Genomic DNA, 11,693 nt, shown 5'->3' on the forward strand with positions numbered 1-11,693 from the left:
CTCAATCAGGGAGCAAAGCCTTGATCTGAGCGACAAACTCTTGATGGTCTACCACGGGTTTAGAGATGTAACCGTCCGCACCACTTTGATTTAGAAAAGTTTCTCTATCACCGGCCATCGCGTGAGCTGTTACCAAAATAATTGGTAGCGAGGCCGTTTGCGGGTCTGCTTTCAGCAGTTGAGTAATTTTAATACCGTCAACAGCTTTTCCTTGATAGACGCTGCGTGAAAGAGACACATCCATTAAAATCAAATCAGCTTCTCCAGACGCAGCAATCTGCATCACCTCTTCAACATTTTCTGTGTGCTTCACGGCTAAGCCACCCCGCTTAGTCAGAATTTTAGAAAAAACTCTAGCGTTAACCAAATCGTCCTCTACAATCAGAACGGTTTTCATCTTGGCGATCTCCTAGATACCACCTTCCAATGCGCTTTACTCAGCACGGGGAAAGCGAGTGGAAAGGATGGACAACAATACGGCTGCATACAAATAGCCATCTTTTTTGTGAATGTGTTTGCAATACTTTTGACATCCGCCCCGCCGTAAAATGGACGGGGATTTCATCTATTTCAAAGCGTCAAAAATTGACAACTGTCGAAATTCTGGTTGGGTTAACGCTTGGCGCTAGGATGCAGCTACTTTAAAAGCAGTGTTGTGCTTGACTCCACGTTTGTTTTTCGTCTCCGAGTGCAACGGCGGCTACTAGAATATTAACCGCAGCATTGATATTTATATCATGGTTAGCAGACAAGCTAAATTCCTCCCTCTGCTGCCGATCGACCAATCCTTGAATTCGAGGTTTATTAATTAGTTTTGGGTCAACAGTTTGGCTGATGTAGTTGCAAGCATCAGAAAATACCTTGAGAGTCGCGTCCAGTTTTGGGGCTACTTTAGGAGGTACTTCAAGCTTGTAAGCTATTGTCAAAACTTGTTTCATCAAGCTAGTTATATCACAGATGGCACTAGGTGGCTCCGATCCGCGAATTGCGTTTCCCTTCAACTCGGTTGTCTTGGGCCCGCTGGTTTTTAGGCGAAATAGCCTACAGATGCCTAAAATTTTCCAGGGAGTATCTCATTTCTGTCGCCAAGCATTTTTTTGCGAGTGCAAGGCGGTGGCGATCGACCTATATAAGACTCGATCGCCAGACAGCACTATAAATGGGCTGTCAAAAAAATACTTACTGCATTGATTGAGGTGCTCCCCCTCACACTGACAACAGTCTCAAAATTCTTGATTAGCAGGTTTTTAGGATTTTTTTTCTGGGTCAAGCCTGCGACTTAGAGTCGGGGGAGTGTGACAATTGTTTTATGTGCTGCCCTTAAAATCAAGCAATGTTGTTTCAGGTACTGCCGCTGAAGCATTCGGAGTTGGGAACATAGCGGGGATTGTTCAGGATTGGCAATTCTTAGTTTAGACCGATCGACATTGCTTTAAAATATCGACGCTTCGATCGATCGCAGGTCAGACTAGGACAGCTCATGAGAAAAGCTTTTGACGGCTGAATTCTCAAAGATCGGCATTTGTGAGCGATTATAAATAAAAGCATGGCTGTAAATCAACCTTCTCGCGGCGGACGGTAAATAGACAGGTAGTCGCAACGGTCGGCAATATAGAGGTTAGGGTAAGAGTGGAGAGTAAGAGGCAAGTGTTGTCTGTCTTCGGCACTCTGATTTTGCTTTAACCTGTTAAATTTATTTTTATCCTCCTGCTGGGCGGTTTTATCGAACTATCGGTTTGCTTGAAGGCAAACGCTTTTCATTCGAGACAGGCAACCTGAGCATTATTGACAGAGGCTGTCTTCACTCAGGAATTAACGGACACAAGAACTCATGGCCAAACAACTAAACCTACTTTCCGGGCAAGTAATTTCTACGCCTCTGCACGCCGAGATGCAGCAATCGTACCTCGAATATGCCATGAGTGTGATCGTCGGGCGAGCTTTGCCTGATGTCCGCGACGGTTTAAAACCCGTGCACCGTCGAATTTTGTACGCGATGCACGAACTTGGTTTGACACCAGACAGACCTTACCGCAAGTGCGCCCGGGTAGTTGGAGATGTTTTGGGAAAATATCACCCCCACGGCGACCAATCGGTTTACGACGCTCTGGTGCGTATGGTTCAGGAGTTTTCGAGCCGCTATCCTTTGCTTGCGGGTCACGGCAATTTCGGTTCGGTGGACAATGACCCGGCTGCTGCGATGCGCTACACGGAAACTAGACTGGCACCGATCGCCCACGAAGCTATGCTAACCCAAGTCGGCGATGCAACTGTTGATTTTGCAGCTAACTTTGACAGTTCCGAACAGGAACCGACAGCACTACCGGCTCAGTTGCCGTTTCTGTTACTCAATGGCTGTACTGGGATTGCTGTGGGGATGGCAACTAATATTCCGCCGCACAATTTGGGAGAGGTGGTAGACGGTTTAATTGCTTTGATTGAAAATCCCGAAGTCTCGGACGAGAAGTTGATTGAACTGATTCCGGGCCCGGATTTCCCGACGGGAGGGGAAATCGTCGCTACAGAGGGCATTGTTGATGCCTACACTAAGGGTCGAGGCAGCATTGCGGTCAGGGGTGTGGCTGGGGTGGAAGAAGTGCCTGGTAATCGCAAGGTGCGGACTAAAACGGCGATCGTGGTGACGGAGTTTCCGTTTCAGGTGAATAAGGCGAGTTGGATTGAAAAGGTGGCGGATTTGGTGAATGCCGGCCGCCTCGACGGTATTTCTGATTTGCGCGATGAGAGCGATCGCGATGGCATTCGAGTTGTGATTGAACTCAAGCGAGAATTTACTCCCGAAGCGGTGCTAGCTCGTCTTTACCAACAAACTGACCTGCAAACAAATTTTGGTGCGATTTTGCTGGCAATTGTCAACGGTCAACCCCGACAGTTGACGCTCAGACAATTGTTGCAGGAATTTCTGGATTTCCGAGAAGTGACTCTCACCAGGCGCTACAATTACGAGTTGCAGGTGGCAGAACGTCGGTGTCACATTGTCCAAGGCTTAATGTTGGCTTTGACAAATCTCGATACTACGATCGACATTCTCAGAAATTCTCCTGACGGTACTACTGCTAAGCAAACTTTCCAAGTTCGCCTCGATTTGAGCGAAAGTCAATCTGATGCGATTTTGGCGATGCCGATGCGCCGGCTGACTGGTTTGGAAAGGCAACATTTGCAAGCTGAACTGGATGAGTTGACGGGAAATATTCAAGAATTGCAGCGGTTGTTGAGCGACAGGCGCGAACTTTTGAAGGCTTTGAAGAAGGAATTGCGATCGCTCAAACGCAAGTACGCTGACCCCCGCCGCACTAAATTTGCTCGGGAAACAGGACGCGCGGCCAAGACAGACACACAATTTTCTGGTAAGAAAAATTCTGGACTCAAGCAGTTATCGCCGGCAACGATTCAGCCTAACTTATTGCCGGTTCTAGAGCCTGAAGAAACAATTGTTGAATTTTCGCACAAGCAGTACGTGCGGCGCTTGCCGGCTCACGATCGCCCGCGCTCGAAAAGTCGCGAAAAATCGGTTTCAGCTTTAGAAAAAAATGAAGATTTTATTGTGACTGCAGAGCTGACTAAAACCGATCGCACTTTGGTAGTCTTAACTCCTAACGGCAAAGCTTACCCGCTGAAAGTGGCTGATATTCCTAGCAGCAATCCAAAAGACCGAGGAAAGCCGATTGTCGGTTTGTTATCCCCTAGTGCTACTAAAGACAGTACGGATCGCGCTTTGTCGGAAATTACTATCGCACACTTTATTTTGCCGGAAAATTCGGAGGGGGTGGATTTAGTAACTATGACTCAGCAAGGCAAAATTAAACGTTTGCCGATGCAGGAATTGGCTGATGTGACTAATCGCGGCATGACTGTTGTTAAACTCAAGGAGGACGATCGGCTCCGCAGCGCTAGTCTGAGCAAAGTCGGCGAGCAAGTGGCCGTCGCAACTTCGGGAGGCCGAGTTCTCCGGTTTGATGTTGATGACGAACAACTGCCACCAATGGGCCGCAGCGCCCTAGGTTCTCAAGTAACCAGGTTGCGGAAGCAGGAAGTTTTGGTGGGTTGTATTACGATCGAGCCCGAAGACAGTCTGGTGCTATTTTCGGAGTTGGGTTGGGCTAAACGAATGCCCGCAGGTTCTGTCAGACTTACTAATCGCGGCGAAATTGGCACTCAAGCTTTTCGTTTCGCAGAACCTAAAGATGCTTTGGTTGGCTTGCTGCGATCGGTTCCGGGTACGGATGTTAAACTTTTTACTACTTCTGGCCGCTTGCTGCGATCGACTACTGATGCTATAGCTTTTTGGGGGAAAGATGCTCCGGGCGATCGAGTTTTTGACCTCAATCCCGGTGAAAAAATTATTAAGGTTATTAGCAGTCAATAGTCATTAGTCAATAGTCAATAGTCATTAGTCAACAGTCATTGGTCAATAGTCATTAGTCAACAGTCATTGGTCAATAGTCATAAGACTTGTTCCCAGGCAGAGCCTGGGAATACATACCTGGAGGCTCGGCCTCCAATTCCCCCAATTCCCAATTCTAAAAATCTAAACTCTAAAAGATAAAATCTAAAATTGTTTGATGGCGAAAGTTGTATTAGAAAATATCTACAAAAGTTTTCCACTCCGCCAAGGAGAACAGGAAAAAAAAGCAAACAACGTCGCAGAAAGTGTCTCGCCCGAAGCCTCTATTTCAACTTCTAACAGCGTTTTGCGGCGGATTAACCTGACGGTCGAAGACGGGGAATTTATGGTGCTGGTGGGGCCTTCGGGCTGCGGAAAAAGCACTCTGCTGCGATCGATCGCCGGTTTGGAAGTTTTGACTGCCGGCAATATTTGGATTGGCGATCGCCTCCTCAACGATTTGCCCCCCAAAGACCGAAATATCGCTATGGTATTTCAAAATTATGCTCTCTATCCTCACTTAACAGTTTACGATAATCTCGCCTTTGGATTGCGCCGCTCTCAGAAGGAAGAAGTCCGAGGGAAGAAGGAAGAAGGAAGAAGTCCGAGGGAAGAAGTCCGAGGGAAGAGGGAAGAAGGAAGAGGGAAAAAGGAAGAAGAGACAAAGACAGAGACAGAGGCGGAAAAAAGCAGCCTGGTTCAGGCAGAAAAAATAAAAAATCAGTTAAAAGAGGTGATTAATTATTTAGCTTCTAATACTTTAAACAAAGAGCAGATATATACTTTAGGGGAGGACTTTTTAGTTGGAGCAACTCGCAAGCTTCCTCCGGGTTTGCGCTATTTTTCGGAACGGGAAAAGGCTGTAGGCAAAAGAGTTAGGGCGGTAGCTCAATTATTGCAAATAGAACCGCTTTTAAATCGCTTGCCGAAACAACTTTCGGGAGGACAAAAGCAGCGAGTAGCTTTGGGTAGGGCGATGGCTCGAAATCCTGAAGTTTTTTTGATGGACGAACCGCTATCTAATCTTGATGCGAAATTGAGGGCCCAAACGAGATCGCAAATTGTGCAGTTGCAGCGACAGTTGGGAACTACGACTATTTATGTGACTCACGACCAGACTGAGGCGATGACTATGGGCGATCGCATTGCGATTATGAATGCAGGTCAGCTTCAGCAAGTCGCTCAACCTCTGGAGCTTTACAACAAGCCCGCTAATCTATTTGTGGCTGAGTTTATCGGTTCTCCGCCGATGAATTTTTTGCCGGTGCAGTTTACAGCCCCGCTGTTGATTTCTCACCCGCAATTTCGCTTTACTTTACCGGATATTTGGGCAAAAAACCTACAGCAATATGACGGGCGAGAGCTGATTTTGGGCATCCGGCCCGAACATCTGAGCATTCACCCTCCTGCTACCAAAAATCTGTCTGTACAAGTGGAAATTGTGGAGGCTTTGGGGCACGAAACTTATTTGCGGGTGTGTTTGACTGATGCTCCGGCTGTGCGGATGCAGGTGCGGGTTCCTCCTGAGCGATCGATCCGTGTTGGTGAGGAGCTTTGGCTGGCCGTCGCCCATGACAAGATTCACTTGTTTGACCCGGATACGGAGTTGGCTATTTTCCCTCGTTAGGCGAAATTCTCAAGGTCGATCGGCCTTTGCGATCGATCTCACACATCATAAACTTGCATTTTTTTCAAGTTGCTGTTATATTAATTTACATAAGCCTTACAAAAGTTAACAAAAAGAGTTCGCACTATGCAAGAACAAAAACGCAACGCTTGGAACTGGGGCTTCAGCGAAGGAGCTGAAAATTGGAACGGTCGTTTAGCGATGATTGGTTTCTCTGCCGCTGTGATTATCGAATTGGTTTCCGGTCAAGGCCTGCTTCACTTCTGGGGCGTGATCTAGTACGATTTTAGCTTTTAGATTTGAGATTGGAGAATTGGGACACCATTCTTTTCTCGATCTGACTAAGATTAAAAAACCCGGTTTCTTTGACGCGAGTAGCTGCTCTTCGAGTGACTCCGATCGAGAAACCGGGTTTTTGAACTGCAATGCGCGAGCCAACTGCTTTCAACGAATCTAATTTTTCAGTTGAGATTGTTTAGACAATAGAAAGCTTGGGAGTCCCCAAAAGAACTCCCAAAATTTTTCCCGCGCACTTTTAGCAGCGCAATTTTTGCAGGGCGATTTACCTGTAGCAAATAGCTATCTCATGTCCGTTGGATTGACCGCAATCAGATTCGTTTGTAGTGCGGATTTAACTCCGCAGAATTTGGCGGACTGAAGTCCGCACTACGAACCGTTTTTGTGATGGTAATCGACCCGAAATGATATGATATCAAATCCTCTATTCATCGGAATAGTAAATTAACAGTTAACAGTTAACAGTTAACAGTTAACAGTTAACTTCATTCCGGTTTCACCGGAATTGATATGACTCGCAGTGCAGCGAACACAAAAAGTTTAACAACCATCGCTCCCAAAAAAGCTATGGTTCGATCCCCAAAAGAGCCAATCACTCTTTTGGGTGATGCCAGACAAATACTCTAGCGGATATATTCTTTTAAGATGCTGTTGCGGTTGGGATGGCGCAGCTTCCGCAGCGCTTTAGCCTCGATTTGACGAATCCGCTCGCGAGTGACGTTAAAGATTTGACCAATTTCCTCCAAGGTCTTCATCCGTCCGTCGTCTAAGCCGTAACGCAGTCGCAATACATCTCGTTCTCTAGGGCTTAGAGTATCCAAAACGCTCTCTAAATCTTCTCTTAGCAAGTTTTTCGAGACTTGATCTTCTGGCGTTTCTCCGTCAGATTCAATAAAGTCTCCCAGACGCGAGTCTTCTTCTTTGCCAATTGGAGTTTCTAAAGAAATAGGCAACTGTGCGGACTTAGCGATGAAACGCAACTTCTCGATCGTCATCTCCATTTTAGTCGCGATTTCTTCTTCCGTAGGCTTGCGGCCCATTTCCTGAGAAAGAAGTTTGGTAGTTTTCTTAATCCGCGAGATGGTTTCGTAAAGATGAACCGGTAGGCGGATAGTCCGGGATTGGTCGGCGATTGCTCTGGTGATGGCTTGACGTATCCACCAAGTTGCGTAGGTGGAAAATTTGTAGCCTTTTTCGTGATCGAATTTTTCAGCGGCCCGGATCAGACCCAAAGAGCCTTCCTGAATCAAATCTTGGAAAGACAAACCGCGATTCATGTACTTTTTGGCGATCGACACCACCAAACGCAGGTTTGACTGTACCATCTTCTCCTTGGCCCGCCGACCGACATGGAGTCTGTGACGGAATGCCGGAAGTGCCATATCTACAGCATTAGCCCATTCGTTATCTTTGGGTTCGCGGTCTAACTCTTCGAGGAGTTGTTCTCGAACTCGCTCTAATTCCAGCAAATCGGCAATCTTGCGGGCGAGTTCAATCTCTTCGTCGGCTCGCAGCAGTCGAATTCTACCAATTTCTTGGAGGTAAAGACGAATAGAGTCTTCTGTATAATGCTTTTTCTTGGCTTGGGCCCGACGGCGGGCTTTGACACCTTTGCCAACTTTAGTATCGTCTTCTTCAGATGGGCTGTCTAGAAAATCTTCTCGATCGTCGTCTTCGTCGATAAAAAGTTCCAACTCGCTTTCGGGTAGAACGCTTTTGGCGTTCCTAAGCAACTCGATGGTTTCCATTTCGGGTGTGATTGTGGTTTCGAGTACGGTGTTAGCCTGGATCATGCCGCCTTCCTCATGCTCCTGAATTAAAGAATAAATAACAGTGGAATAGTGTCTGTTTGTAGTTTAGACAAGTTAGCCAGTATTGGCATTTCCGCAGTAAGAAATAGTGGGCTTTTCAGTTTGCTAAATGAAGCAGTGACCGAAACTGCGTTTGTTTGACGAGTCAAATTTCGACTTCTGGTTGAAAGAAGCAGCGAGTACATTCAATCTATCGCATATTTTTAACGTTGCAACCTATATTGAGGGTGCAGCTTTTTCTTTCACAGCGAGTTATCGCCTCATCTGCGATACCTTACCCAGAAAAACGAATGCCAGAGATGCGATCGCACGCAGGTCAAAATACTGGCTTTTTTTTGCCCGGTACTTCGATCTTTTACCCGTACCAGTTTTCTGGTACTGAACCCTCTAACTTTTGTGTTTGAGGTGTCGAACTTTTGAGAAAGCCGACAGGGTGCGAGTGACGATGTTGTCAGATCTCACAGTTGCACGGCTAATTTTTGCCATCTCGGATGTAGGTTTGCTGCTTCAAACGCAACAGCAGAGAGTCGTAGCACCAAATGGTGAGAATCGGATCTGGCAAAGACCCTTCCGATTGTAGCCGTTCTCACAAAAAATGGAAGTTATTTTCAATTTTTGTCAAGAACTCGGAAAAATTTGTCAGCTTAGCTTGACAATAGTGACTCATGGTCGATTCAGCTCAATCCTGAGAAAGCCCCCTAAAAACCTGGGTACGATCGAACTGCGCTGTTTTTTGTGCTGATGTGGGTGAACGGCTGCGGCGCAGTCTGCCAGACAGTTAGCAGACAATTTTTGATTTGCTGGAAGTGAAACCAATAAAATCTTTGTAGATGCACCCATCATTACCCTGTTTCCCTGAATTGAATCATACGCAATCTGCGATCTAATAAAGCTTGCGAACTTGAGTTGTAAGTCGGCCGCTCTGAAGTAGAAACCGACGATTTCCCCTAATGAAGCGTTGCGGGTTTAATAGTGCAACAGGGGCTTTCTTTGTTAAGTTAGCTCAAATCCCAGAAATTGGGTTTAATTTCGACATTAAATCACATTAAGTTATTAACGTCACATTTTCATTTAAGCAGTGGGACACGAGTTTATGGCAGAGCGTGGCAAAAACCACCCGGATAAATTCTACTGAGAGTTAACCCGTCGCGCAACTCCCGGCAGCAAATGTCTCTAAAATTTGCTGGCTTTCGGCTCGCACTTGCGCGATCCTCTTCTGCAAGCTTCGCTAACGCCCATTTTCACAAGCAAGACAATTCGCTATTTCCCGAAAGCACAACTTCACATTTACTTTAAATATATCCTAACAGTGTGAAGCTTTGACAAAGCAAATTCATCAATTTCAAGTAAAATTACTGGTGTTGTGTGGAAGATTTCCAGCAGACAGAACAAAAGCCCAGCAGACTTTGCTACAGCGGAGGGCGGAGGATAGCTTTTAAAAAAAAGAAACTTACCGAGTGTAGTGATGTGCTTGCTGTTTGGCGATCGTCCAAAAGCTGCCGAGTTCGTTCAAAGCTGTTAAACAATAGGACTCTGGTGCTATGTGAAGATTTTTGTTACATTTATTTACAGCCCTTCCTCCGAAAGCAGGTATCCGGCCACTCTGGTTTAAATCATGTGGCTCGATAGCTAGGGTATTTCGCTATCAGGATAAATTTCTGCTCCGCATCTGTCTTGACAACGCCGGCAAAGTTGATTATATCTGTTTATTATTGATGCAGTCTAATAAACCTCGATAAAAAGCTTGGAAACTTGTAGAGCGATTTAATTCAGGATTCATATATTTAGAAATTTCGCTAGAGGCTTTATATTTTTCTAGTCCTCCCTGATGGTATCCAGCCTTCCGTAATACTCTTTCTAAAGCCTCCCAGGTGCCTCCTTTGATAGCATCAGGCTCTCGATATTTTTTTTGAGTAGCTAAATTGGGAGAGACTTTAGGGTAAGCTTGGCAAATTGCTTCAACATCGCCGAAAAACCACGCTTCTAATTCTTCAACTACAATTCGATTTAAGACTTGGAATAATTTATCTTTTTGACAGGAAGATTTAGTGATTAATCCCGATGATATTGCCATTATTTCTAGTTGTTGTTTTAATTTGAGACAATCTTCTCGATCTTTATCTATTAAAACAACTATTTTCCTGTCAGGCGGAAGCCATGCTTGATAACCTTTCAAACGGTTAGGCAATTTAGCCAGTAAATCTGTTTTCCCTCGAAAAGCATGAATTTTATAGGTGACAGTCGATGGCAATATTTTGGGTAAAATCTGGGTTAAAGCTGATTCTAGTGATGCTTCTTCCACTAAAAATTCAAGATGCAAAATGCTCACCTCCTCTTAATTTTCAAGTTAAAATTATTGCGGTGCACCCGCGTTTTTGAGGGGATTTCCCACATCGAAGAAATCTTCCATCCACAGCGAACCGAGTAAGGAACCGTTTTCTATAAATTGTTTAATTCCCTGCATATCTGCGGTTCTTTTGGCTTGAGTAAAACCTTTTTCATCTCTATATAATACCCATAATTCTTCTGGTTTTAAACGATCTACAAAAAAGGGAGAATGGGTTGTTATCATTAATTGAGTATTCGCCGAAGCCGAACGACATTCTTCTGCAAGCTGAGGTAATAATTGCGGATGCAAATGATTTTCTGGTTCTTCTATTCCCACTAATTGCGGGGGATTTGGATCGAATAAAACTGTCAAATAAGCTAAGAGTTTTAAGGTACCATCAGAGGCATATTTTGCCAAAATGGGATGAGAAAAAGGAGCATCTTTAATTTCCAACAAAAGTCGGCCATCCTGCATGACAAGAGCCTCGACTTTTTCGAGGCGTGGAATACGAGCAGAAAGGGTTTTTAGTATTTCTTCTAACCGTTGGTGATGTTGTTCTTTTAGGTATTGGATAACATTAGGTAAATTGTCACCAGTGGGGGACAATCTTTCCTGTGCACCTGCTTCGGGAAGGCTGCGGGTATTATCTGCGGTTAAATAGGATAAATACCAACCTGTAATAAAGCGTCTTAATGCGCTGACGCGAGGATGTTTGGCAAATTGTCCTAAGGTATTTACTGCTAAAAATTCAGATGATTCTAGTTTTTCGGTGATCCTTTCACCTTCTTCATCAGGACTTTCGCCACTAATAACTTGTCCTTCGCCTTTTTTGAAGTCTAAAAACCGAAAAGGTTTACCTTGGCTGGCTCGCCTCCACTGTAACGATTCTTCAGCAATGAAAGGACGATTATTTTCTTCATCTATGGCGAGATGATAGGTAATTAACGGTGATTTTGATGTCTCTCGATATTTTAATTCAATAATGATGCAGCCTGTACTATCTCTGGTGCGTAATTCTCGAAATCTGCCCCTTCTATCCCATGCTTTTCTGAGGCTTTCATTGAAACATTCAGACAAAAAAGCAAAAACATCAAAAATAGTTGATTTTCCGCTACCATTAGGTCCTAAGAGGACAGTTAAGGGGGTAATTTTTTTAAGTTCTAGATTATGTAAAGCTCGGTAATTTTGGACTTTTAGATATTCTATACGGGGAATATTTTTCATCAT

At 44.9% G+C, this 11,693-nt stretch carries 9 protein-coding genes; 3 read left to right on the forward strand and 6 right to left on the reverse strand.

Going from position 1 to position 11,693, the window contains the following annotated elements:
- Position 1 precedes the first annotated feature (1 nt).
- The gene (locus IQ263_RS05890; RefSeq protein WP_194009855.1) at positions 2-397 is read right to left on the reverse strand and encodes a response regulator; all 396 of its coding nucleotides are present in this window, start codon (positions 395-397) and stop codon (positions 2-4) included.
- 244 nt (positions 398-641) lie between these two features.
- The gene (locus tag IQ263_RS05895; RefSeq protein ID WP_194066596.1) at positions 642-938 is read right to left on the reverse strand and encodes a hypothetical protein; all 297 of its coding nucleotides are present in this window, start codon (positions 936-938) and stop codon (positions 642-644) included.
- A gap of 893 nt (positions 939-1,831) precedes the next feature.
- On the opposite strand from IQ263_RS05895, the gene IQ263_RS05900 reads away from it, so the two are divergent.
- The 3 genes from IQ263_RS05900 to IQ263_RS05910 all read left to right on the forward strand — a co-directional run bounded on the left by IQ263_RS05900 (position 1,832) and on the right by IQ263_RS05910 (position 6,308).
- A complete protein-coding gene (locus IQ263_RS05900; RefSeq protein ID WP_194066597.1) occupies positions 1,832-4,384 on the forward strand; it encodes a DNA gyrase/topoisomerase IV subunit A in 2,553 nt (850 codons plus the stop codon).
- A gap of 364 nt (positions 4,385-4,748) precedes the next feature.
- Positions 4,749-6,029 (forward strand): ABC transporter ATP-binding protein, encoded by a 1,281-nt coding sequence (locus IQ263_RS05905; RefSeq protein WP_442922597.1) that lies wholly within the window; start codon positions 4,749-4,751, stop codon positions 6,027-6,029.
- A gap of 126 nt (positions 6,030-6,155) precedes the next feature.
- On the forward strand, positions 6,156-6,308 hold the full coding sequence (locus IQ263_RS05910; RefSeq protein ID WP_194066599.1) for a chlorophyll A-B binding protein: 153 nt from the start codon (positions 6,156-6,158) through the stop codon (positions 6,306-6,308).
- 641 nt (positions 6,309-6,949) lie between these two features.
- Here the strand turns inward: IQ263_RS05910 and rpoD are convergent.
- The 4 genes from rpoD to IQ263_RS05930 all read right to left on the reverse strand — a co-directional run bounded on the left by rpoD (position 6,950) and on the right by IQ263_RS05930 (position 11,693).
- The gene (gene rpoD / locus IQ263_RS05915; protein ID WP_194066600.1) at positions 6,950-8,119 is read right to left on the reverse strand and encodes an RNA polymerase sigma factor RpoD; all 1,170 of its coding nucleotides are present in this window, start codon (positions 8,117-8,119) and stop codon (positions 6,950-6,952) included.
- Between the two features lie 681 nt (positions 8,120-8,800).
- The gene (locus tag IQ263_RS28225) at positions 8,801-8,980 is read right to left on the reverse strand and encodes a hypothetical protein (protein ID WP_228049824.1); all 180 of its coding nucleotides are present in this window, start codon (positions 8,978-8,980) and stop codon (positions 8,801-8,803) included.
- Between the two features lie 853 nt (positions 8,981-9,833).
- Positions 9,834-10,457 (reverse strand): DUF4276 family protein, encoded by a 624-nt coding sequence (locus tag IQ263_RS05925; RefSeq protein WP_194066601.1) that lies wholly within the window; start codon positions 10,455-10,457, stop codon positions 9,834-9,836.
- Between the two features lie 33 nt (positions 10,458-10,490).
- Positions 10,491-11,693: an AAA family ATPase gene (locus IQ263_RS05930; RefSeq protein WP_194066602.1), complete on the reverse strand. Its 1,203-nt coding sequence runs from the start codon at positions 11,691-11,693 to the stop codon at positions 10,491-10,493.

This window comes from Tychonema sp. LEGE 06208 (assembly GCF_015207505.1).
Lineage (GTDB): Bacteria > Cyanobacteriota > Cyanobacteriia > Cyanobacteriales > Microcoleaceae > Microcoleus.